The 24,801-nt window shown below is 46.8% G+C and carries 19 protein-coding genes and 1 pseudogene; 2 read left to right on the plus strand and 18 right to left on the minus strand.

All coding sequences use genetic code 11. The features are described from left to right. Positions 1 to 175 precede the first annotated feature (175 nt). On the plus strand, positions 176 to 961 hold the full coding sequence (locus AC1S8V_RS27025) for an alpha/beta hydrolase (protein WP_482071441.1): 786 nt from the start codon (positions 176 to 178) through the stop codon (positions 959 to 961). Positions 962 to 1,090: 129 nt separating this feature from the next. Here AC1S8V_RS27025 and argH read toward each other — a convergent pair whose 3' ends face one another. The 8 genes from argH to argC all read right to left on the minus strand — a co-directional run bounded on the left by argH (position 1,091) and on the right by argC (position 10,323). Next, positions 1,091 to 2,494 carry an argininosuccinate lyase gene (argH, locus tag AC1S8V_RS27030; protein ID WP_482074593.1) on the minus strand — a complete coding sequence of 468 codons (1,404 nt, stop codon included), beginning with the start codon at positions 2,492 to 2,494 and terminating at the stop codon, positions 1,091 to 1,093. 105 nt (positions 2,495 to 2,599) lie between these two features. Next, complete coding sequence (locus AC1S8V_RS27035) at positions 2,600 to 3,835, minus strand: argininosuccinate synthase (RefSeq protein ID WP_017692004.1); 1,236 nt, start codon at positions 3,833 to 3,835, stop codon at positions 2,600 to 2,602. Between the two features lie 93 nt (positions 3,836 to 3,928). Next, positions 3,929 to 4,894, minus strand: coding sequence for an ornithine carbamoyltransferase (argF, locus tag AC1S8V_RS27040; protein WP_482071442.1), 966 nt, complete (start codon positions 4,892 to 4,894; stop codon positions 3,929 to 3,931). Further along, positions 4,857 to 5,012, minus strand: coding sequence for a hypothetical protein (locus AC1S8V_RS27045; RefSeq protein ID WP_482071443.1), 156 nt, complete (start codon positions 5,010 to 5,012; stop codon positions 4,857 to 4,859). The genes argF and AC1S8V_RS27045 overlap by 38 nt, the downstream gene beginning before the upstream one ends. Before the next feature lie 79 nt (positions 5,013 to 5,091). Then, positions 5,092 to 6,345 (minus strand): acetylornithine transaminase, encoded by a 1,254-nt coding sequence (locus AC1S8V_RS27050; RefSeq protein ID WP_482071444.1) that lies wholly within the window; start codon positions 6,343 to 6,345, stop codon positions 5,092 to 5,094. Between the two features lie 367 nt (positions 6,346 to 6,712). Next, positions 6,713 to 7,552, minus strand: a complete 840-nt coding sequence (gene argB / locus AC1S8V_RS27055; RefSeq protein ID WP_482071445.1) for an acetylglutamate kinase — start codon at positions 7,550 to 7,552, stop codon at positions 6,713 to 6,715. Positions 7,553 to 7,904: 352 nt separating this feature from the next. Then, complete coding sequence (argJ, locus tag AC1S8V_RS27060) at positions 7,905 to 9,143, minus strand: bifunctional glutamate N-acetyltransferase/amino-acid acetyltransferase ArgJ (protein ID WP_482071446.1); 1,239 nt, start codon at positions 9,141 to 9,143, stop codon at positions 7,905 to 7,907. Positions 9,144 to 9,273: 130 nt separating this feature from the next. Continuing rightward, positions 9,274 to 10,323 carry an N-acetyl-gamma-glutamyl-phosphate reductase gene (gene argC, locus AC1S8V_RS27065; RefSeq protein WP_482071447.1) on the minus strand — a complete coding sequence of 350 codons (1,050 nt, stop codon included), beginning with the start codon at positions 10,321 to 10,323 and terminating at the stop codon, positions 9,274 to 9,276. Positions 10,324 to 10,654: 331 nt separating this feature from the next. Here argC and cls point away from each other — a divergent pair, with 331 nt between their 5' ends. Beyond that, positions 10,655 to 12,103, plus strand: a complete 1,449-nt coding sequence (gene cls / locus AC1S8V_RS27070) for a cardiolipin synthase (protein ID WP_482071448.1) — start codon at positions 10,655 to 10,657, stop codon at positions 12,101 to 12,103. A gap of 129 nt (positions 12,104 to 12,232) precedes the next feature. Here the strand turns inward: cls and AC1S8V_RS27075 are convergent, their stop codons facing one another. The 10 genes and pseudogenes from AC1S8V_RS27075 to neuB all read right to left on the minus strand — a co-directional run bounded on the left by AC1S8V_RS27075 (position 12,233) and on the right by neuB (position 24,797). Next, on the minus strand, positions 12,233 to 13,141 hold the full coding sequence (locus AC1S8V_RS27075; RefSeq protein WP_482071449.1) for a YitT family protein: 909 nt from the start codon (positions 13,139 to 13,141) through the stop codon (positions 12,233 to 12,235). Positions 13,142 to 13,234: 93 nt separating this feature from the next. After that, positions 13,235 to 14,348, minus strand: a protein-coding gene (gene prfB, locus AC1S8V_RS27080) for a peptide chain release factor 2 (RefSeq protein WP_482071450.1) whose coding sequence is annotated in 2 segments (ribosomal slippage) — positions 13,235 to 14,275 and positions 14,277 to 14,348 — 1,113 coding nt in all. Because the reading frame shifts where the segments join, the coding sequence is not laid out codon by codon here. 241 nt (positions 14,349 to 14,589) lie between these two features. Then, entirely contained in the window at positions 14,590 to 17,094 is a 2,505-nt protein-coding gene (gene secA / locus AC1S8V_RS27085) for a preprotein translocase subunit SecA (RefSeq protein WP_482071451.1), read from the minus strand. Between the two features lie 1,021 nt (positions 17,095 to 18,115). Continuing rightward, positions 18,116 to 18,679: a ribosome hibernation-promoting factor, HPF/YfiA family gene (gene hpf, locus AC1S8V_RS27090; protein WP_482071452.1), complete on the minus strand. Its 564-nt coding sequence runs from the start codon at positions 18,677 to 18,679 to the stop codon at positions 18,116 to 18,118. Between the two features lie 421 nt (positions 18,680 to 19,100). After that, positions 19,101 to 19,298: a cold shock domain-containing protein gene (locus AC1S8V_RS27095; RefSeq protein WP_024631599.1), complete on the minus strand. Its 198-nt coding sequence runs from the start codon at positions 19,296 to 19,298 to the stop codon at positions 19,101 to 19,103. A 345-nt stretch (positions 19,299 to 19,643) separates the two neighbouring features. Next, positions 19,644 to 20,602: pseudogene (locus AC1S8V_RS27100) on the minus strand (IS30 family transposase). A gap of 180 nt (positions 20,603 to 20,782) precedes the next feature. Next, positions 20,783 to 21,928 carry an aminotransferase class I/II-fold pyridoxal phosphate-dependent enzyme gene (locus tag AC1S8V_RS27105; protein WP_482074594.1) on the minus strand — a complete coding sequence of 382 codons (1,146 nt, stop codon included), beginning with the start codon at positions 21,926 to 21,928 and terminating at the stop codon, positions 20,783 to 20,785. An 8-nt stretch (positions 21,929 to 21,936) separates the two neighbouring features. Next, on the minus strand, positions 21,937 to 22,578 hold the full coding sequence (locus AC1S8V_RS27110; protein ID WP_482071453.1) for an acetyltransferase: 642 nt from the start codon (positions 22,576 to 22,578) through the stop codon (positions 21,937 to 21,939). 51 nt (positions 22,579 to 22,629) lie between these two features. Next, a complete protein-coding gene (neuC, locus tag AC1S8V_RS27115) occupies positions 22,630 to 23,772 on the minus strand; it encodes a UDP-N-acetylglucosamine 2-epimerase (protein ID WP_482071454.1) in 1,143 nt (380 codons plus the stop codon). Next, complete coding sequence (gene neuB, locus AC1S8V_RS27120) at positions 23,769 to 24,797, minus strand: N-acetylneuraminate synthase (RefSeq protein WP_482071455.1); 1,029 nt, start codon at positions 24,795 to 24,797, stop codon at positions 23,769 to 23,771. The genes neuC and neuB overlap by 4 nt, the downstream gene beginning before the upstream one ends. Positions 24,798 to 24,801 lie beyond the last annotated feature (4 nt).

Genomic DNA, 24,801 nt, shown 5'->3' on the forward strand with positions numbered 1-24,801 from the left:
TTCGGGCATATTCTTGCAAGGTTTCCTACAGTGGATCTTGTTATTGCATTGGATGGGCATAACGTATAACCTGTTAAATATAGGCACTTAAAAGCCATTAGGGAGCCCAACTCCCATCTATCTCTCTAGTCAGGACACTCGGTTAATGAACTTATGAAAGGGGTTTCTTATACTTATGGCACTTATTAAATGTGATTTTTACTCGGATACGCTTGGATTGAGCACGAGCATGCATGTCATTCTGCCGCAACAAACCCACAATCAGATTGGTATGGAAAATGTGACAGGCAAAGGACTGCACCCAACCCTGTACCTGCTGCACGGTCTATCTGATGATGATTCCATCTGGCTACGCCGGACTTCCATTGAACGTTATGTGGCCAACCTCGGGATCGCTGTTGTTATGCCACAGGTTCACCGCAGCTTCTATACAGACATGGCAGAAGGCGGACAATACTGGTCGTTTATCAGTGAGGAACTGCCAGCGCTCGCACGCTCTTTCTTCCCACTGTCACCAAAGCGCGAGGATAACTTCGTTGCTGGTTTATCTATGGGTGGTTATGGTGCGTTCAAGCTGGCCCTTCGTAAACCAGCACAATACGCTGCAGCTGCAAGTTTGTCTGGAGCACTCGATATGGCTGCACATATGGACAATGCTTCGTCAGGTTTACAACAGGCCGAGTTAAAACGAATTTTTGGAGCAGAGGTAGCGGGTACGGATAATGATCTGCTCCATTTGTTAAGAGAGAGTTCTTCAAACCAAGGTCCAAGACCTCAACTCTACCAATGTTGTGGAACGGAAGATTTCCTGTATGAGGATAATCAAACCTTCCGTCAAGCCTGTGAACAGACGGACTTCGAACTGACATACCAGGAAGAGCCTGGTGAACATGAATGGGGCTACTGGGATGCCAAAATCCAGGATGTATTGAAATGGTTGCCTTTGCCGAAACGGGACTAGTAAAACATTGTAAATATATCCAGATCACTTCTTTGTCGCTATAAAACACAAAAAAGCAGGCCATTGAGAACAAATTCTCTGGCCTGCTTTTGGCATTGTACACCTTGATAAACTATATTAGCGGTGGTATTAACCGCGGTTCGTAATCCATTGCTCGGTAATCTCCAATACCTTCTCACTGCGTCCAATGGCTTCAGCGACCTGACCCGAAGCTGTTCCGCCGTATACATTACGAGCGTTCACTACCGCTTCAGGTTGAAGCACATCATAGATCCGCTCATCGAACAGTGGTGAGAACTGACGGAATTCATCAATCGTCAGATCCAGCAAATACTTGCTGTTCTGGATGCAGTACAGCACCGTTTTACCAATCACTTCATGCGCCTGACGGAAAGGCAAGCCTTCGCCTACGAGGAAGTCGGCAATATCCGTAGCGTTGGAGAAATCCTGGTTGACCGCTTGACGCATCCGATCCTTGTTCACTGTCATTGTTGCGATCATTGGAGCGAACAGTTGCAGTGCACCCTCCAGCGTCGCTACCGTGTCGAACATGCCTTCTTTGTCTTCCTGCATGTCTTTGTTATAAGCCAATGGAAGAGATTTCAGTACCGTCAGCAAACCGATCAGGTTGCCGTACACACGTCCTGTTTTACCACGAACGAGTTCGGGAACGTCCGGATTTTTCTTCTGAGGCATGATGCTGCTGCCTGTGCAGAACGCGTCATCCAGCTCAACAAATCCAAACTCCGTGCTGCTCCACAGTACCAGCTCTTCACTCAGACGGGACAAGTGAGTCATGATGAGCGAAGCCGCTGCCAGGAACTCAACGATGAAGTCACGGTCGCTTACTGCGTCCAGACTGTTCTCGTACACGCCATCGAAGCCCAGTTGTTCCGCCACAAAATGACGGTCAATCGGGAATGTTGTGCCCGCGAGCGCACCTGCGCCCAGCGGCAAGATGTTAATGCGTTTGTAGCTGTCCATCATACGCTCCGCATCCCGTTGGAACATGGATACATATGCCATCAGGTGATGGGCGAACAAAATTGGCTGTGCACGTTGAAGATGTGTATAACCCGGTACAATCGTATCGAGGTTATCTTTCGCTTGTCCGATCAGTGCTTCCTGCAAGGAATGCAGCATGCCCACAAATCCAACCACGCGCTCGCGCAGGTATAGGTGCATATCGGTTGCAACCTGGTCGTTCCGGCTACGGCCTGTATGTAATTTTCCGCCTACAGGACCAATCGTCTCGATCAGGTTTTTCTCAATATTCATGTGGATGTCTTCGTCCGATACGGAAAATTCCACTTCACCTGCACGGATTTTGTGCAGAACGGTGATCAATCCTTCTTTGATGGTCTCCACATCTTCCGCTGGCAGAATGCCGCATTTGCCGAGCATGGTCACATGGGCCAGACTGCCCTGAATGTCTTCCTCTGCCAAAGCTTTGTCAAAATTGATCGATGCCGTATATTCCTCAACCAAATGATTGGTTTGTTTCGTAAAACGTCCTCCCCACAGCTTGCTCACGGTGAGTACTCCCCTTTCGCTCATGGACAAAGCCGCTCCTGCCAGATGTGCAAGAACGGCCCGCCTTGTCAGTTATAGTCATGCAGCATAATGTGCACGTTTGAATTAGTTTTTGTTTTGCTCCACGCCGGAGTTTACTTTCAAACGCAGTGCATTCAGGCGGATAAAGCCTGTTGCATCGCCTTGATCGTAGGCTTGCGTTGGGTCAGCTTCCATCGTAGCGATGTCCGGATTGTAGAGGCTGACAGGACTTTTCACGCCTGCGCCAATGATGTTGCCTTTGTACAGTTTCACACGAACCGTACCTGTAACATTTTTCTGGCTTTCAGTCACCAGCGCTTGCAGCGCCAGACGTTCCGGTGCGAACCAGAAGCCGTTGTAAACGAGTGTGCTGTAACGTGTGATCAGGCTATCACGCAGGTTCATCACTTCACGGTCCATCGTGATGGATTCCATTTTGCGATGTGCCGTGAACAAGATTGTTCCACCCGGTGTTTCGTACACGCCACGGCTCTTCATACCAACAAAACGGTTCTCAACCATATCTACACGGCCAATACCATGTTTGCCACCCAGTTCGTTCAGTTGCTCCATCACTTGTAGCGGGCTCAAGCGCTCACCGTTCAGTGCAACACAGTCGCCTTGTTCGAACTCCAGTTCAACATATTCTGCTTGATCCGGTGCATCTTCAGGCGCACTACTCAGGAGGAACATGTCTTTGTTCTCATCTGCGCTTGGATCGAACCAAGGATCTTCAAGCACACCGCTCTCATAGCTGATATGCAGCAGGTTACGGTCTGTCGAGTACGGTTTAGCCGCAGATGCGGTTACCGGAATGCCATGTTTTTCAGCGTAAGCAATCATCTCGGCACGTCCCGGGAACTGGTTACGGAATTCTTCCAGACGCCAAGGTGCAATTACGTTAATGTCTGGTGTCAGCGCGGCCGCGTTCAACTCAAAGCGAACTTGGTCATTTCCTTTACCTGTAGCGCCGTGAGCGATGGCTGTAGCGCCTTCTGCACGAGCGATATCCACCATACGTTTAGCAATCAGTGGACGAGCGATACTTGTACCAAGCAGGTATTGTCCTTCATAGAGGGCACCCGCCTGGAACATCGGATAGATGAAATCTTTTGCGAACTCATCGCGCAGATCGTCGATATATACTTTGGAAGCGCCTGTTGCCAGTGCTTTTTCCTCCAAGCCGTCCAATTCATCCTTTTGCCCGATATCCGCTGTGAATGCGATAATTTCAGCATCGTACGTTTCTTTCAACCATTTCAAAATTACAGATGTGTCCAACCCGCCTGAATACGCGAGTACAATTTTTTCTTTAGCCATGTGTGGTGGTCCTCCCCAAGATCAGTTGCTATAAACTTTTATCTATCATCGCGAAATCTGCGCCTAAAATCAACCCATAAAGGCAAACAGCATCTATTCGCTCATTAATGCAGCCATTAATGCTTTCTGTGCATGCAAGCGATTCTCCGCCTGATCAAAGATCAGGGAGTTCGGTCCGTCAATTACACCGGCACTCACTTCTTCGCCGCGGTGTGCTGGCAGACAGTGCAAGAACATGTAGTCCGGCTTCGCGCCTTTCATCAGTTCCTCGTCCACTTGATATGCCGCAAATGCCTGCTCCCGAATCTTCTGCTCTTCTTCAAAGCCCATGCTTGCCCATACATCCGTGTACACGATATCTGCATCTTTGGCTGCTTCTTGTGCACTGTAGGTTACAGTCACTTCAGACCCGCTCTCCTTTGCAATGATGCGTGCCTGCTCCACAACTGCACTATCCGGCTCATAACCTTCTGGCGTTGCTACAGCAACATGCATACCCATCTTCGCTGCTCCGAGCATCAGGGAGTGTGCCATGTTGTTGCCATCTCCGATGTAAGCCATTTTCAGACCTGCGAGCTTGCCTTTGTGCTCCAGCACCGTTTGGAAGTCGGCCAGTACCTGACAAGGATGCGCTGCATCGCTCAGACCGTTAATGACTGGAACATCAGCATGCTCTGCCAGTTCAGTTACATTATGGTGTCCAAAGGTACGAATCATGATGCCGTCCAGGTAACGGGACAATACTTTGGCTGTATCATGTGTTGTTTCCCCGCGACCCAGCTGGATATCATTTTTGCTCAGGAAGAGTGCGTGTCCGCCCAATTGGAACATGCCCACTTCAAAGGATACACGCGTACGTGTGGATGATTTTTCAAAAATAAGGCCGATCGTTTTACCTTTCAACGGTTGAAAAGGTACACCGCTTTTTTGCTTGCCTTTAATCTCAATCGCGAGATCAAGCAGATAACGAATCTCCTCGGCCGTGTAGTCCGTGAATTCGATAAAATCCCGGCCTCTCAGATCAATCTTCTGAATCTTTTCCGTCTGTTGTGCTGTCATCTATAATGTCCTCCTTATTTCCGGTTCCCTGCACCCGCATGGGCAGAAGAGAGAGCAACGTTGACACTTTGCCTTGGTGCTTCTCAAGTTTATTCATTTCCACCTTCTGCAAGTTCACCGCGCGGCTACAGGGATTCATCATCGTTCTGCTTCGAGGCCGGTAATGGCCCCGAGACAGAAAGGTTCTCATTTTTATATTAGGCTTTCGCAGCTACGTGCTCTTCGATCAATGTGGCTACCAGGGATACCGCCTCGTCGATCTCTTCTTTGCTCACATACAGGTTCGGAAGCAAACGAATTACATTTGGTCCTGCAGAGACGAACAAGATCCCGCGTTTTTGCCCAGCAAGCACAATATCACCTACCGGCTCAGCACATTCGATGCCGACCAACAATCCCATACCACGAACTTCCTTCACAAAGGAATTGCCGGCCAAACGATCCCGCAGGGAGCTCATCAGGTATTCACCCATCTCCGCTGCACGCTCTGGCAAACGATCTTCCAGCATCGTCTCGATTGTTGCAATCACAACGGATGAAGCAAGTGGTGTCCCGCCAAATGTCGTCGCATGGCTGCCTGGCGTGAAGGCATCCCGCAAGAAGCCTTTACCTAGCATCGCGCCTACAGGGAAACCACTACCGATACCTTTGGCAACGGTGAACACGTCTGGCTCAATGCCATAATGTTCGTGTGCAAACAGTTTACCTGTACGTCCCATTCCTGTTTGTACTTCATCGACAATCAACAGCAACCCATGTTCGTCACACAGTTTCCGTAAATGCTTGACGAAATCTGGTTCAACGGGATATACACCACCCTCGGCCTGAACCATCTCCAGCATAATAGCTGCTGTGTTGGGCCCGATTGCCGACTCCAATGCAGGGATATCATGCAAAGGTACGGTTACAAAGCCAGCTGGTAATGGCAAAAATCCTTCTTTCACCTTATCCTGTCCGGTTGCTGTCAGTGTAGCGAGTGTCCGCCCATGAAAGGACTGGGCAAATGTGATCACTTCATAGCGATCTGTGCCTTTCACCTTCTGGTGATAACGACGTGCCACCTTAATGGCTGCTTCGTTCGCTTCGGCACCACTGTTACAGAAGAACACTGCATCAGCGCACGTATTGGCTGTCAGCAATGCTGCTGCCTTCTCCTGGCCTGGAATCTGGAACAGGTTGGACACATGCCACAGCTCATCAATCTGAGCTTTCAGCTTGGCTCCGACTTTCTCCGGTGCATGGCCCAGGCTAGTTACAGCGAGTCCGCACATGAAATCGAGATAACGGTTGCCTTGCTCATCCCATAACCAGCTGCCTTTACCTTTGACCAGACTGATTGGATAACGCGCATACGTTTGGAAAAGCGAGCTTTCCGTCTGTGCCGCTGCACCTGTTGCTGTTGCGCCCGCTACCGCTGTGCCAGAACCTGGCTGTTCGTTGCCTTTTGCCATCACCATATCACTCCTATTGTTTGGTGCAACGGCAATCATATAAGAGCCCTGATTTACACTAGACCACTCCGATTGCAGAATCATCTTTTGAACGCCTGCATACTCCACTTCGATGACAGAACAACCTTCCGATCGCTGTTATCCCCGGATTTTTTTGATTGTCCCTTAAAGGGGAAAATCCGGGGATAAAGGCGCACGCTCCGCTTCTTCAGGTTATTTCTGTCCTCTCCGTTATGCATTTTTATTCTTCAGATTGGTTCTGCACCCTACGTTATTGTGTGTGTAATATTAGATTTCTTAAATAAAAAAGCCGTGCACATTTTTTTATTTACTATCAGAACATGAACACCCTAGCGCACGGAGAAAATTATTGCATACGGATAATTCTTGTTCCGATGATTTCTCCGCCGAGTACACGGCTCAGGATTTGAGGTTCGCTGCCGTCTACGATGACGACCTCACGTACTTGACCATGGATACATGCGATTGCTGCACGCACTTTGGGAATCATGCCGCCATAGATTTCTCCGGTCTGGATCATGTCCTCAATCTCCTGTACAGATACGAGTGGTAGTACTTTTTTCTCCCCGGCTACGTTCTTCATGATGCCAGGAACATCGGTCACGACGATCATCCGACTTACGCCTAGATGAGACGCCACTGCACCTGCAGCTGTATCTGCGTTAATGTTGTAGCGTTGTCCGGTTGCATCTACACCAACTGGCGCAATAACCGGCATGTAACCCATATTTACAATCCCTTGGATAATTTCTGCATTCACGCTTGTGACATCGCCTACCCAACCGATCTCTGCGTGGTTTGTAACAGGTTTAGCCTGAATCAGACCACCGTCCACGCCGGATAAGCCTAGTGCATGACCGCCCACACGTTGAATCAGGCGTACGATCTGTTTGTTGATACTTCCAGCGAGCACCATCTCCACTACGTCCAGCACAGGTTCAGTCGTTTTGCGTAGGCCGTTAACGAATTCGGTTTCGATACCGAGCTTCGCCAGGTTATCCGAGATCGCAGGACCTCCACCATGTACGATGACTGGCTGCGTACCCTGAGACTGCAAATCACGCAGATCCGCAAAGAAAGACTCGGGCAATGCTGCCAACGTGCTGCCTCCACATTTCATGACAAACATCTGCTTCTCTGTGCTCGCTTCCGTTGCGGTACTCTCGTTTGGCATTGTTGAATTCATGAGGGCAACTCCTTTCGTTCAAATATTCTAAAAGGCTTAACACTTAATAAATCCATGTTAGACAGGTTTAGCCGTTACAAATTCGGATCGTTCTTTTGATCGCTGTTGTCTCCAGGTTTTTTGATTCCCTTTTTTAAAGGGGAAACCCGGAGACAGCTTATGCTTCCGACGCAGCTTTCTTTCAGAAAGCTTTTAGGCGCACGCTTCGCTTCTACAGAATCGATTCCGACTTTTTCACTATCCCCGTCATGTTCAGACTCGTAAAGTTTAATCCTTATAGATGTTCTAAATGTTATTACAAAGCAGCTTTCAATCATGAAGCTGCTAGATTAATAAAACTAACCACAAATTATTACGTGCGGTATGCCGCGTTAATTCGGACGTAGTCATACGTCAGGTCACAGCCCCAAGCTGTTGCTGTTCCTTCGCCGTGATGCAGATCCACCACGATGCGAACTGTATCGGTCTGCAAATAGGCCAATGCCGCTTCTTCGTCAAACACGACTGGACGGGACTGGGCGAGTACCGAGATATCTCCCAAACGAATATCCACCGTATCCGGGTTCACTGGCTGTCCTGCACGTCCTACGGCTGCAATAATCCGTCCCCAGTTGGCGTCAGCGCCGAACATGGCGGATTTCACCAGACTGGACCCGATGACGGTTTTGGCGATTGCTTGCGCGGATTCATCACTTACCGCACCTGTAACTTCTACCTCGACCAGTTTGGTTGCTCCTTCGCCATCACGAGCAATGGCTTTGGCCAGCACTTGGCATACATAGGTGAAGCCGGCTGCAAAAGCTTCCCAATCCGGGTGCTCCATCGTCAGCTCTTCATTGCCTGCATATCCACTGGACATGGCTACCAGCATGTCGTTTGTACTCGTATCCCCATCGACTGTAATCATGTTGAATGTATGATTCGTTGCCTGGCGCAACAGGCGCTGCAACGCTTCTGCACCAATGACCGCGTCAGAGGTCATGAACGCGAGCATTGTCGCCATATTCGGATGAATCATACCCGAGCCTTTGGCGGCTCCCGCAATCGTAACCGTCTTGCCGTTAACCAGAACGGAGACGCAGGCTTCCTTTTTCACCAAATCCGTTGTCAGAATCGCTTGTGAAAATTGTTCCGCCTCATTAGACTCCTTGCCCATATGCGCTGGAAGACCAGTAATGCCTGAATGCACAGCATCCATTTTGAGCAATTCCCCAATGACACCTGTAGATGCCACAGCCACGTCCTCTTCTGCCACACCCAACTCACGCGCAGCGGCGGAACGCATCGCATAAGCATCTTCTTCCCCTTGTTGCCCTGTACATGCATTGGCATTACCACTGTTAACGATAACAGCTTGAAGGCGTCCATTGCTTAAGCTTTCGCGCGTTACTTTGAGTGGTGCAGCTTGAAACACGTTCGTCGTGTATACAGCAGCAGCTGTAGCTGGTACATCACAGCGGATCGCTCCGATGTCATTGCGAGATGTCTTTTTCAATCCGCAGTGAAGTCCACCAGCAGTGAATCCCCCAGGGGTTACAATTGTTCCGTTCTCAACCACGGTAAAACTCTGTTGCTCCACATTTGTTCCCATATCATATCCCCCGTATGCGTTCAGCTATATGCCGATGATCCGCCTGCCTAACCTGATCCGATCTCCCTAAGTTGACTCCGAGAAAGCACTTTACATCGAATGTTCCAGTACTCCTCCTGAATTCCAATCCTTATGGATATACCGGTGTCATGTTCAGCCCGAGGTTCTCCTCCCATCCCATCATCAGGTTCATATTTTGAATCGCTTGCCCGGAAGCACCCTTCACCAGGTTGTCAATGACCGAAATAATCGTCAAACGCCCTGTGCGAGGATCTACCGCAAATCCGATATCACAATAGTTGGATCCGTACACTTCCTTGGTAGAAGGCCAGATGCCCGGTTCACGTACACGTACGAAAGGTTTGTTTTCATAATATTTGCGGTACAAATCCACGATCTCCCGGTCAATGTGTTCCCCAACGAGGTTTGCATACATCGTACTCATGATTCCACGTGTCATTGGCACCAGATGTGTTGTAAATGTAACCGTAACAGGCGTTCCTGTTATATCACCAAGCACTTGTTCGATCTCGGGAATATGTTGGTGTTTGTTCAGTTTATAAGCTTTGAAATTCTCATTCATCTCTGCATAATGGTTTGTCAGACTTGTTCCGCGTCCCGCTCCGGATACGCCTGATTTGGCATCAATAATAATAGTAGAAGGATCAATCCAGCCTGCCTCTACTGCAGGGATCAGTCCAAGAAGTGTAGCCGTTGGATAACAGCCTGGGTTCGATATGAAATTCTGTCCCTTCACCTTTTCACCGTACACCTCAGCCATGCCGTACACCGCTTGTTCCAGCAAAGCAGCTGGAGGCGCCGAATGTTTGTACCACTCTTCGTACACCGTTCCATCCTTGAGTCTGAAATCGCCAGACAAATCAATGACCTTAAGCCCTGCTGCCAGCAGGCTTGGTACGAGCTTTGCACTTACGCCGGACGGGGTCGCTGTGAATACCAGATCCGCACGACTCGCAATTTCAGCCGGATCGACGCCGTCGAGTGGCCTGTGAATCACGTCCGTCAAATGCGGAAACCCATCTGCGATGGACTCACCACTGCTCGATGATGAGATCACTGATGTGATTTCAACCTGCGGATGGTTCTGGAAAAAACGAATCAGCTCCACCCCGCCGTAGCCGGTGGAACCGACGATTGCTACTTTTAATTTGTTATTCACTCTCGCTCCCCCAATCTCGATGTATGCGCTACTTGTGCTATGCCCTTGCCTGAATGAGGCTTGAACACAGCAATTCCGTCGCTTATATGCATATTTGTGTATTATTATACGACTCTGGTTATATAAATACAACACTCTATCATCAATTTCACATGGATTTCCATCCAATCCGAACATATCTTTTTTTAACATCCGGGACGGATAGGTATACTTCTGTTAAAATACGTATTAGTAGGAAACATTACAATCAGGGTCTCATTCATAACTAACCTGCTAGTCAAGGACATATGAATAGATTCATGATGGTCATTATGAGACGTGGGGGACTATAGTGCATATCGAATCCATTTTACTTATTGTGCTCCTGGGCCTGAATATTATTTTTGCGGCAGCAGTCGTTTTCTTCGAACGGAAGGATGCCAGCGCTTCCTGGGCTTGGCTGCTCGTCTTGAACTTTATTCCGGTGTTTGGGTTTGTACTTTATCTTTTAACCGGTCAGAACCTAACCCGATACCGGCTTTTCCAATGGAAAGAACGTAAAAAGCTCGGGCTAGAGGAACGTATTGAAGCCCAACTCACGCAGTTGCACGATAACCGTACCCCCTTCCGCAACCAAGCAACCGAGAGTAGCCAGGACATGATCTATATGAACCTGAAGCAGAACGGTGCTCTGTTGACAGAGGATAATGCGGTTGAGATCATTACGGACGGAACAGACAAGTTCCAGCGGCTATTGGATGACATCGAAGCGGCCAAAGATCACGTGCACGTGCAATATTACATTTATAGAGGCGACCGTCTGGGTAAAAGAATTCGGGATGCACTCATCCGCAAAGCGCGGGAAGGCATCAAAGTCCGATTACTGTATGACGCGCTCGGATCACGGCGGGTATCGAAACGCTTTTTCAAAGAATTGCGTGAAGCAGGCGGTTTGGTTGAAGTCTTTTTCCCATCCAAATTCAGTCTGATCAACTTGCGTATGAACTACCGGAACCACCGGAAGATTGTCATCATCGATGGTAACCTTGGCTACACGGGCGGGTTTAATGTTGGAGATGAGTATCTTGGCTTAAACTCGAAATTCGGTTACTGGCGTGACACACACCTGCGTATTCAAGGGAATGCCGTTCACGCACTGCAGACCCGTTTCCTCCTGGATTGGAATGAAGCGTCCAAGCAACACGACACACCTTATGTTCCCGCGCATTTCCCTCATATCGAGGGTACAGGAAAGATTGCCATGCAGATTGTCTCCAGTGGGCCGGATGCAGAGACCGAGCATATCAAGAACAGTTATCTCAAGATGATTAACGGGGCCAAACAATCGATTCTGATTCAAACGCCTTATTTTATCCCGGATGCCAGTGTATTCGAAGCTATTCGTCTCGCGTGTCTGTCCGGCATTGATGTTCGCATCATGATTCCAAATAAACCCGACCACGCCTTTGTATATTGGGCTACATTATCTTACATTGGTGAGTTGTTGAAGGTTGGCGCCAAAGTATTTATATATGATAATGGCTTCATTCATGCCAAAACACTTATCATTGACAGCTTGGTTGCATCCGTGGGAACCGCCAATATTGACTACCGCAGTTTCCGGTTGAACTTTGAGGTTAATGCTTTTATGTACGATGAGACGATTGCGACAGCACTTGTACATACCTTTGAGCATGACCTGCATGTATCGCGGGAGATGACGCTGGAGGAATACAAAAAACGCAGTCTAATTATCCGCTTCAAAGAAGCGATTTCCCGTCTGTTATCTCCGATTTTGTAGCAGTTAATAATAGTAGAAAAACAGGTACATCCTCTCCGCCATTTCGGAGAAGAGTGTGCCTGCTTTTTTTTTTGATGAAGTCATTTTTATTAAACTTGTATGGCTCACTCGCCATATTTTAGACTCTGTTCACACATGTTCTCCCCGCTTAAAACCTTCGCCGAGCACTTCGTGCGCGTTACTGATAATGACAAAAGCGCCCGGGTCCACGGACCGGATCAACGCTTTGAGTCTAGGCACCTCATTTTGCCCAACCACGACCATCAGTACCGTTCGTTGATCGTCGGTGTAACCGCCTTTGGCTTCCAGCTTCGTTAATCCGCGATCCAGATCATCCAGAATCACTTTGCTAATCGCTTCCGTCTGGTTGGAGATAATATAAGCCACCTTGGAGAAGCCCAGCCCCATCTCAACGGCATCGATCACTTTACCAGTAACATACAACCCAATCAGCGCATAGAGAGACTGCTCCAATGACAAAACAAATGCAGCCATAATAATAACCGTGGCATCCATAATGACGACACATAGAGAGTAACTCAGTCCACTGTACTTCTGCACGATTCTGGCAAGAATACTCATGCCCCCTGTTGATCCTCTACCCCGGTATACAATTCCGATTCCCAGACCAACGCCAATTCCGCCATACAGTGAACCAAGAAGCGGATTCGTTGTTGGAATGGCCCAATCCTTCGTGAGATAGACTAACAGTGGCAGGACAATACTGCCCAGTACTGAGCGAACACCGTACTGCTTCCCAATGAGCAGGAAACCCGCGATCAGAAGTGGGATGTTAATCGCCCACTGGGTGTATGCCGGCTCCAGATTGAGCCACTCTTTGCCCAGGATCGATAACCCGGACACCCCACCTGAAGCGATCTGATTCGGTAATAAAAATAAATTAAAGGCCACTGCGATTAAAAACGAGCCTACAATGATAGACACCGTATCCACCACGTTCCTCCATGGGCCATTGAGTGGAATGAGGGTAGTTATCCTCTTTTTGCGGTTATTGTGAAGTTGTGATCGTTGTTGCATGTCATCGTGCTCTCCTTTTGTCTGTAAACTCAAAAAAAGCTCCTGTACACACCAGCATACGCCTACACGTATGGGTCCATACAGGAACTTATATTAATCCGTTTCTACTTTAATCTGGCTACGCAAATAACCATCGATGAATGCATCGAGGTCGCCGTCCATTACTGCTCCTGTGTTTCCAGTCTCTACACTTGTACGGTGATCCTTTACCATACTATAGGGATGGAACACATAGGAGCGAATCTGGCTACCCCATGAAATATCCGATTGATCTCCTCGGATTTCATCCAGCTGTTGTTTTTGCTCTTCAATTTTACGCTCATACAATTTCGAACGGAGCATCGTCATCGCTCGCTCACGGTTCTTGATCTGTGAACGTTCATTCTGACACGTTACAACCACACCTGTCGGAAGGTGAGTAATCCGTACGGCAGAGTCGGTGGTATTGATATGCTGTCCACCCGCGCCACTTGCCCGGTACGTATCGATCTTGAGATCCTCTGTGCGGATGTCCAATTCAATCGTATCATCAATCTCCGGTACCACATCACAGGATACGAAGGACGTATGTCTACGGCCCGATGAGTCAAAAGGAGAGATCCGCACTAGTCGGTGTACACCCTTCTCGGCTTTCAGATAACCGTAAGCGTTATGTCCCTTGATCGACAACGTAACACTCTTGATCCCAGCCTCATCACCTGGCAGATAATCCAATACCTCAACCTTGAAGCCACGCTTCTCGGACCAACGTGTGTACATCCGGAGCAGCATCTGTCCCCAATCCTGGGACTCGGTACCACCCGCACCCGGGTGAAGCTCCAGAATCGCATTCATCTTGTCGTATGGTTGATTCAGCAGAAGCTGAAGTTCGAACTCTGCAACCTTATTCACGATCGCTGTAATACTGTTACCGATCTCGGTAGCGAGGCCTTCGTCGCCTTCTTCATCCGCCAGTTCTATCATCATTACCGCATCATCGTAGTCCTGCTGAAGTTTGGTGTATTGATCCACAGATCCCTTCACCGCATTTAGCTCAGCGATTACGGATTGCGCCTTGTCACTATCGTCCCAGAAATCGGGGGCAGACATCTTCACTTCGAAGTTGCCGATCATCTCTTGCTTCAGATCTAAGTCAAAGAGACCCCCTAAGGTTTGTTAGTTTCTTGCCTATTTCACGCAGGTCATGCTTCACGTTTGGATCGATCATGTGCAATTCCTCTTTTCATTAAGATAAGCTCCCCGCATCCAGGGCATTCCTCCAGATCAAGTATCCGATGCGTCACCTTGGTGTTGAGACTACTGTTGTATCAGTATATCTCTTCCACGTGATCATGGTCATATTATTATAACTATGCACCATTAACCGGTTTTGCATCCTTCACTTCATCCTATGGAATACCCGGCTGCGAGGAGCCGTTCATGTCACCCGTGTATAGAAAAACCTTTAACTACTCTTGACCGTGGCAGTGTTTGAACTTCTTACCACTACCGCATGGGCATGGATCGTTACGTCCGATTTGGTCAGAAACCTTCACTGGACGTTTCTCAGCAGGCTCACCGCTTGTCGAGATCTGACTTTCCTCAACAACCGCTTGACGCTCCTGATTGCTCTCGATCTGCGCTCTCATCACATAAGTCGCTACTTCTTCTTGAATCGAAGCGATCATTTGATGGAACATCTCGAAGCCTTCGAACTGGTACTCACGCAGTGGATCTGTACCTCCGTAGGCACGAAGGTGGATACCTTGACGCAATTGATCCATTGCATCAATATGATCCATCCACTTGCTGTCTACTGCACGAAGCACAACCACTTTCTCGAACTCACGAACCATCTCTTCGCCAATTCGCTCTTCACGTGCATTGTACTTGTTCTGAACTTTCTCAAACAGGTACTCGATAATCTCTTCTGCTTCCTTACCCCACAGATCATCTTTGGTTATCGAACCATCATCCAGCAATTTGCTGTTCATGTAGTCGGCAACTTCCTGCAGCTCCCAGTTCTCCGGAATATCGTCACTGCAGTGTGCTTCAACGATACGTTCAATGGATGGCTTGATCATATCCATAACGATCTGTTTGATATTCTCGGATTCCAGTACCTCACGGCGCTGTTTATATATAATTTCACGTTGCTGGTTCATTACATCATCATATTGGAGAACGACTTTACGCACGTCAAAGTTGTTACCTTCAACACGCTTCTGCGCTGATTCTACTGCACGGGTAATCATCCGGCTCTCGATCGGTTGGTCTTCTTCAAAACCAAGGCGCTCCATCATGTTCAGTACATTGTCTGCACCGAAACGTCTCATCAATTCATCGCCGAGAGACAGATAGAATTGTGTTGAACCCGGGTCACCTTGACGTCCCGCACGACCACGCAGCTGATTATCAATCCGGCGTGATTCGTGACGCTCTGTACCGATAATATGAAGGCCGCCTACTTCGGCTACACCTTCACCCAAGATAATATCCGTACCCCGTCCAGCCATGTTGGTTGCAATCGTTACTGCACCCGCTTGTCCAGCTCCTGTGATGATCTCTGCTTCTTCAGCGTGGTACTTGGCGTTCAGTACCTGGTGTTTTACACCACGGCGCTTGAGCATGTCAGACAGGCGCTCCGAGTTCTCGATGGATACTGTACCTACCAGAACCGGCTGGTTCTTACTGTGGCGTGCCACAATCTCTTCTACAACCGCATTGAACTTGCCATCGATGCTCTTGTACACGACATCTGCCATGTCATCGCGTTTGTTCGGACGGTTGGTTGGAATTTGCAGTACTTCGAGACCGTAGATTTTTTTGAACTCTTCTTCCTCGGTTTTCGCTGTACCCGTCATACCAGCCAGTTTACGATACATCCGGAAATAGTTCTGGAATGTAATTGTAGCAAGTGTCATGCTCTCGTTCTGTACTTCAATGCCCTCTTTGGCTTCAATCGCTTGGTGCAATCCATCACTGTAACGACGTCCAGACATCAGACGACCTGTGAATTCATCGACGATCATGACTTCCTCATCACTCACCACATAATCCACGTCACGACGCATGATTACGTTCGCTTTCAAGCCCTGTACAATGTGATGGTTGAGAGTTACGTTCGCATGATCATATAAGTTCTCGATACCGAATGCTTTCTCTGCTTTTGCCACGCCGGCCTCAGTCAACGCTACGGATTTCACCTTGATGTCTACCGTAAAGTCTTCTTCCGGAACCAGACGCTTCACAAAACGATCTGCTGCATAGTACATGTCCGTCGACTTCTGAGCTTGTCCGGAGATAATGAGTGGCGTACGCGCCTCATCGACCAGGATGGAGTCTACTTCATCAATGATACAGAAGAACAATGGACGTTGTACCATTTGCTCTTTGTACAGCACCATGTTGTCACGCAGATAGTCAAAACCAAATTCGTTGTTCGTTCCGTACGTAATATCACATGCATAAGCATGTTGTTTCAAAGCATGGTCCATACCACTCAGGTTAACCCCTACCGTCATGCCCATGAATTCGTAGATTTGTCCCATTTCCTGGCTATCCCGCTGTGCCAAATAGTCATTGACCGTAACCACGTGTACACCTTTGGACATCAATGCGTTCAGATATACCGGAAGTGTCCCTACCAGTGTTTTACCTTCACCCGTTTTCATCTCGGAAATACGGCCTTCATGCAGAGCGATACCGCCCAGCATCTGTACATCGTAGTGACGTTTGCCCAGTACACGGCGTGAAGCCTCACGTACGGTAGCAAATGCCTCTGGAAGAAGTTCATCTGTCGTTTCTCCCTTTTCAATACGAGCACGGTATTCGTCCGTTTTACCTTTCAGTTGTTCATCAGACAACGCCTGAAATTGTGGTTCCAGTTTATTGATCACATCGACCGTCTTCATCAGACGTTTAACATCACGTTCGTTCATGTCGCCGAAGATCTTTTTGACAAGTCCTAGCATGGTATACCCCTTTCGTGCAAAACAGAATAGACCCCCTGTTGCCGCCACGCGACACCATCGGATGGATGTTGCATCCACTTGCCTCGGGGTGACAAACAATATAATTTGAGCTTAATGAAGGTTACACTTTATCAATTCAGCTGCCAGAATGTCCTTTCGATCGCTGTTATCCCCTGATTTCTTTTTAACTCTTCTCAGAGGTGGAAATCCGGTGATAAAGCGTACGCTTCCGATGTAGCTTTCTTTCAGAAAGCTTTCAGGCGAACGCTTCGCTTCTACAGGTCATTTCTGCCCTCTTCGTCATCCGTGTAAAAATCAAATTCAAATCATATGCTAATAAGTAATATAGGATGAATCAACTCCAGGCTTGCCAAGGGTTCCTCATGAAGCTGATTCGGTATTCAAACGGTTTCGGTTATTAAAAACTAGCCGAAGCCTGAGCCTTGCGAATCATGTTCATGGTGCTGTGCCTGTCATTGAATATGATTAGCGATCATTCGTTGACAATTCTCCATCAGGACAATGATTCTCTTTGCATAAATTGTAACAGTTTGTAAGGGCCGCCGCAACACGCCACGGCACACTTCTTCGAACTTCTGAGACATATCAAATCGAGTTTAAGTGCAAAAAATCATAGTCGTTAGCGGAAGCGTCCGATTGTCATGTTTCGTTTTGCAGGATAGACGGCCCTGTCAACGAATTTTGTTGGTAGATTTGGATAGAAATTCAATATACAATTCTCGAATGCATGTGTACGAATATTTTCGTAACCATCTGAATCTGGCAGTAAACTTGTACAGTTTGTGCTTCTTCTTACTATCTATTAGACGCAGCAGCATAGGGAATAGTTTCACCATTTTATTTCCAAAGGTTATTTCCCAGCTCCTCTACGCACAAAAGAGCCCCATCCCCTAAGGGATGGAAGCTCTTGTTAAATCTAATCCAGGAAACTACAGTCCCTGTGTTCATTATTATTAGATATTCATATGCAAGTTCGATCCGATGATCCTGTACGTTAAGATTAACCTTGTTCGATCAATCCGTACTTACCATCGTTCCGTTTGTAAACAACGCTAACTTCTTCACTGTCAATGTTGGAGAATACGAAGAAATTGTGACCAACCATGTTCATTTGGAGGATGGCCTCTTCCACGTCCATTGGTTTCAACATAAAGCGTTTCGTCCGTACGACTTCCAGATCATCTTCATCCGTGTCCACATCAAGTTCAGCTGTAGCTACAGTACCTGTTGGATCTTCAACGAAGAGTGTTTTCAGGCTACCTTCCTGGCGGAACTTACGGTTAATTTTGGTTTTATGTTTGCGGATCTGACGTTCCAGCTTGTCTACCACGGAGTCAATGGATGCGTACATATCGTCGCTCTCATCCTCAGCGCGGAGCACAATGCCTTTCAAAGGGATCGTCACCTCTACCGTATGCAAACCTCTCGTCGTGCTCAATGTAACAGCACCGTCAGAGTTAAGGGGTGCATCGAAATACTTCTCGAGTCTACTCAACTTTTTGTCGACATAATCCTTCAAAGCATCAGTAACCTCGATTTGTTGACCTCGAATACTTAAATTCATAGGGCACTCCTCCTTTTTCCTTTGCCACTTCATTATAACACGAATGTAAGCGCGATGTAAAAACTACCGGTGACCGAATAATGACATCTGTTCTAGCCACATCTGCCAACGTAGGCATGACGCCATATTTCGCGATATTTCATCATATTCAGCCATAATCGCAAATTTACATGCTATGTCTTATTAGGCACTTGATGATGTAATTAACCCATTTTGAGCTAGCTCAATCTAATATGTAAAATGAACTGCAATCTATCTCTAGAATCTATTAAATTCTCTAGAATAATGTCGTCTGAATGATCCTCAAATCTGTAATCTATTAGAACAAAAAAAGACCCCGGGACTTACCGGAGTCTGATGCTAGCGATAATTCAATTTGGTAACCATCTAACCATATATGTAGGTCGGATTGTCCGGATGATTATAATTTGATTACGTTAGCTGCTTGCGGTCCACGCGCGCCTTCGACGATGTCGAATTCTACGGATTGACCTTCTTCCAAAGTTTTGAATCCTTCGGATTGAATTGCGGAGAAATGTACGAATACGTCGCCGCCGTCTTCAGTCTCAATGAAACCGTAACCTTTTTCTGCGTTGAACCATTTTACTTTACCTTGCATGCACTAACATTCCCTTCGTCATCAAATGAAGTGAAGCTTTCGGCCTTAACCTCTGCCCACAATTCAGATAATACCATCCAAAGTTATCCATTGTCAATTGGAAACGTAAATGTTTTCTTGGAATTTTTTGTAGATTAATTGAAGGTTTTGAGGAATCGTGGGGGATTTTGTAGAGCTAGGTTATTTAAACAGCGTTAATCTCCCTTGGAATCAGGAACCTTCGAACCCCCGATTGTTCTTGATTTGCCAATGGAGCCTAGAATGATTAGTATTTGAGCTGTTTGAGAACTGCCCCCTTGCTCTGGGAATATAAAGCCAATATGTATTTTTCAATTAGACGGATTGTCAAGTCAAGTGCGACAGTTCCTCTATGAAAGATTCGTGAGCAGTCTTCCAACCTAAGCATTTTCTTGGTCTGTGATTGATTAAATCCAGGGAGTGGGCTAGATCTTCATCCTCCACTTGAGCGAAATCGGTGCCCTTGGGGTGAAACTCTCGAAGTAATCCATTCCCATTTTCGTTGGAACCGCGTTGCCAAGATGAATACGGGTCAGCAAAATAAACATGGAGGCCGTGGGTCGTTTCCAGATTGGCGTAGCAAGCAAACTCCTTCCCACGGTCAGCGGTTGCGGTGAGGAAGGCCCCTTTGGGGTACTGTGAGATGACTACACCAAGCGCGATCTCCATGGACAATGCCGTACGATCAGGCATGAGAATAGCGGTATATAGACGCGTTTTACGTTCAATGAGTGTGGCTACGCAACCTTTACTTTTCCCACGGCCCGATACGACGGTATCCAGTTCCCAGTGCCCAAAGGTTTCACGGGAACGGACTTCTTTCTTTCGGACGATCTGAAATGGTTCTGCCAATGGCGAATTTACCGCGATTTTCTGCGGGTTTCTGACGCTTCCCTTTGTGACGTAAGACTTGTAATGTACCCTTGAACCAGACGTCCTGTGTAGATCCAGCGATAGATGGTTTTAAAGGAGACCGCAGGCAGGCCATCGGCGCGGAACCATTCCGTGATTTGTTCTGGAGGCCATGTTGCCCCCAATTTTTCCGCAAAGGAAGCTCAGACGTCTGACCATTTACCGGGAGAGACCGAAGCCTTGCGGCGTTCCTGATAAGCACTCTGGGCAATGTCAGCCTGATAAGGTTGCGATGAAGCCGTGCGTCCCAACTCACCGCTAATAGTTGAAGGATGCCGACCCAACTCCTTGGCAATCGCTCGTGAACTTTTGCCTTGCTGATGGAGGATTTCTAGCTTGCTGCGTTCGATTATGCTAAGATGTGTGTAGCTCATGGTGGATTCTCCTTGTGTGAATGGTTGTGTGAGAACTTTCATTCTACACGAATTCGGCCATGGGCCCTTTTTTATTTATTTCCAGTAGGTGTCGCACTTCATATTACAATCCGTCCTCATCTTTATTCACCCGTCTACCTATTTATTTCAACTTAAATTTCAAGTTGATATCTTTCCATTTCAGCTTATGCTATGCCGCAACAATGCAATAACCTTTTCTAATTCAGCATCCGTCATGTTCGTATCCGACGGAAGGCAGATCCCCTGTTCAAAGACGGTAGCTGCGACATCCATCCCTTCAAAGTGGGAGTAGTAATCATTATTTTTAAAAATGGGCTGAATATGCATTGGTTTCCATATCGGGCGAGATTCAATATTGTTGGAATCCAAAACATTAATGGCCTGTTCGGGTCTGACTCCGGTCAGCTGTGGATCAAGAAGCATCGTAGTCAGCCAATGGGTCGATCGCCCATAGGTCTGCTCCCCTAGAATGGTCACACCAGTGATTGTTGCCAGCTCGTCTGCATAATGCTGACGGATCTCTCGTTTGCGTGCAATACGTTCTTCGAGAACCTCCATCTGCCCTCGCCCAATACCTGCAAGCACATTGCTCAGCCGATAATTGTAGCCGATCTCACTGTGCTGATAGTGCTTAGCTTGATCTCTGGCCTGTGTCGCCCAAAAACGAGCTTTATTTAATGCTGCTTGATCCTCTGAAACCAGCATTCCACCACCAGAAGTGGTAATAATTTTGTTTCCATTAAACGAAAAGATACCAAATCGCCCAATTGTACCACTCATTTTCCCCTTATATGTAGCTCCCAAGGATTCTGCAGCATCTTCAATGATTGGCACTTCATATTCATCACAAATGTGCTTAATTGGATCATAGTCCGCACTTTGACCATACAAATTGACAACGATCACTGCTTTTGGTTTCTTGCCTTTATCTGCGTACTCCTTCATTGCACGCTCCAAAGCAAACGAAGACATGTTCAAACTTTCAGGCTCTGAATCAATAAATACAGGTGTCGCCTTTTGATACAGTATAGGGTTAGCGCTGGCAACAAAGGTTAATGAAGAGCAAAATACAATATCGCCTTCTTGTACATTCAACATCAGCAATGCCAAATGGATTGCCGCCGTCCCTGAATTTAAAGCAACAGCCCCCGCACTCCCAACGTACTCGGCCACTTCCTTCTCAAAAGCATCAACATTCGGCCCCAGAGGGGCAACCCAATTTGTTAGAAAAGCATCATTAACATATTTCTGTTCCAAACCGCTCATATGAGGAGAAGCTAAATAAATACGCTTATGTTCAGTCATCTGTTTTTTCATTCCCTACTCAATTGGAATTGTTTGATCACTTTAGCTGGACAGCCAACTGCCAAAACGTAGTCCGGAATATTACGAATCACACAGGCCCCCCCACCAATCACAGCTTCTCTTCCAACCTTAACTTGTGGAATTAAACATGCTGCAATTCCAACATGTGTGGAGGGACCGATCTCAACGCCTCCCGCCAAATGAACACCTGGTGACAGATGAACATAATCTTTTATACTACAGTCATGATCAACTGTCGCTGCCGTATTAATAATGGCATGTCTTCCTATAAAAGCATCCGCATTGACTACTGAGTTGGCCATAATTACGGTTCCTTCTCCGACGTGTGCATCACCACTAACTACGGCACTTGCGTGTATCGCCTTTCCGAAACGAACATTTCTTTGTTCAAACAATGTAGCTATTTTTTTTCTCACAGCATTTTGACCAATAGCTATAATATACAAGGAATCTGGATACTGCCTGATAATCTGGTCGAGTTGATCCAAACCGCCAAGAAACGGAACCCCCCTCCACAGTTTTTCAGACCATCGATCATCCATAATCCCAATAATATCATCACCGTTTGATCGCAGGTTATCTAGTATTACTTTTCCGTGTCCACCTGCCCCAAAGATAATATATCCCAAACAAAAGCCCCCTCATTTTCGTATCAAGGCTACCGACGCAAATTCCACAGATCAATACGTTATCGTTTTTTGAATCAACTTTTCACTATTCTTTATTTTTTTTAGAATATCAACAATTAAACGACTCGTATTATTCTTTGCGTAAACATTTTGAGTTGAGGACACAACCTTCTGGAAATGAGGAGAAGTCGCTTCTTCCAATGCCCTTTGAAGTTCTTCAGCACTTTCATCGATGTCTATTACATTAGAAGAGCGTTCCCTGCGACCTTGTCGTGTACCGATGTTAATAACAGGAATCTGGAAGGAAGCAGCCTCAATAACTCCTGAGGATGAATTTCCAACTAGGACTTCAGCATTTTTCAACATGACCAGATAATCAAATGGCTCAAAATTAGTCACCAATTGAACACCCTCTGTTTTAGCGAATTGATTGTACACCCCTATAAGTGCATCCGAACCCGCATCGGAGTTAGGCATAATACATATAATATCGTATTCGCTATTTGCCAATACATTTAACATATTATTCATCATCTGCATATCCGCAGACTCCGTAGTAACCGAATGATAAGCGAATAGAATGTAACCTTTAGAATGAATCCGGATACTATATTTATCCATTGTTTTTTGTATATCTGGGAGAACGGTATTCATTATCGTCTCAAGTCTTGGAGCACCTACGACATGAATTCTCCATGGATCTTCACCCAGTTTAAGCAGCCTTTTTTCACTTTGTACAGTGGCCACGAGATGAATATGAGCCAATTTACTGATTGCATGGCGAACAGACTCATCTATCGTTCCTGTAACTTCTCCACCGTGTAGGTGTACAAGTGGAATATTCATATGTGCGGCAACCACTGCTGCTGCGAGCATTTCTCCTCGATCCCCCAATACGACCACTATATCAGGCTGAAGGGATTCCAGCGCCTGTGTCATGCCCAATATAGCTAATCCTATTGAACGGGACATGTTCCCATGCGTCGCGCCTTGCAAAAGGCAATCCACCTGCGCAGATATTCGGAATCCATCCTTTCGTATTAATTCCATGGTATTACCGAATTGAGGGGATAGGTGCATTCCCGTTGCAAAAAGATGCAATTCTAGCGTCTTGTCTTCTTCAATTGCTTTCAGAACAGGATAGTATATCCCATAATCTGCACGAGTCCCGGTGACAACAGCTATCTTTTTCATTGAAAGTCTTCCCTTGACAAAAGTTGGTCCTCTTCTACATCTCTTGAAAGTATTTTGCCAACAACTTCGAAATAATATTTGGGTGGAATCCCTGTTCCAGGACGCTTGATGACTACATCCTGCTCTTGTATTTGTTCACCAGCTTGCATCGCTCGTCCGGCAACAAGGCTTTTTCTAGCAACTGACTTTGTGCTTTCTTCGGAAGGCATACAGCGTTTAACCCCATCCCCCATTGATTGTTCAATTGTACGAATCGCCTTCACAAGAGCAGCAAATTCATCTGGCTCCAGGGACGCCTGATGATCCGGGCCGGGAAGAGAACGATCCAGGGTGAAGTGTTTTTCTATAATCTGGGCACCTACTGCTACAGCAGCAATGGAGACTTCGATTCCCTTTGTATGATCTGAATAACCAATATTTTTTTTGAATTCAGATGCCATAGTATGGATTGCAAGGAGATTCACGTCCTCAACAGGAGCAGGGTAATTTGAAGTACAGTGAAGCAAAGAAACATCACTTTTAGTAATAACCTCTAACGACTCTCTGATCTCGTTCAAATCCGCCATTCCCGTTGAAAGAATAATCGGACGTTCATATTGATCAATCTTTTGTAGAAAAGGGATGTTATTCATATCTCCAGAGCTTATTTTAAACGCATTAACTTGGATCGAATTGAGAAAATCGGCACTCTCGTCATCAAAAGGAGTGGATAAAAAGTCAATCTCTCTCTTGTCGCAATAACGCTTAATCTCTATAAAATCCGAATAACTTAGCTCAAGCTGCTGTAACATTTCCAGTTGACTCCCGCAATCACCAGTGTTTTCTGTTTGATATTCTGCTTTTTGAGCATGCTTGGTTACTAGCTTCTTGCTGTTAAACGTTTGAAATTTGACTGCATCTGCTCCGCATAAAACAGCCTCGTCTACACATTCGAGTGCTCGATCTAATGAGCCATTATGGTTAACTCCTACTTCAGCAATAATGTAAACAGCGCCTCCGCTGATTCTCGAATGAAACTTGCTCATTTCT

The sequence above is a fragment of the Paenibacillus sp. B46(2026) genome (assembly GCF_056786355.1).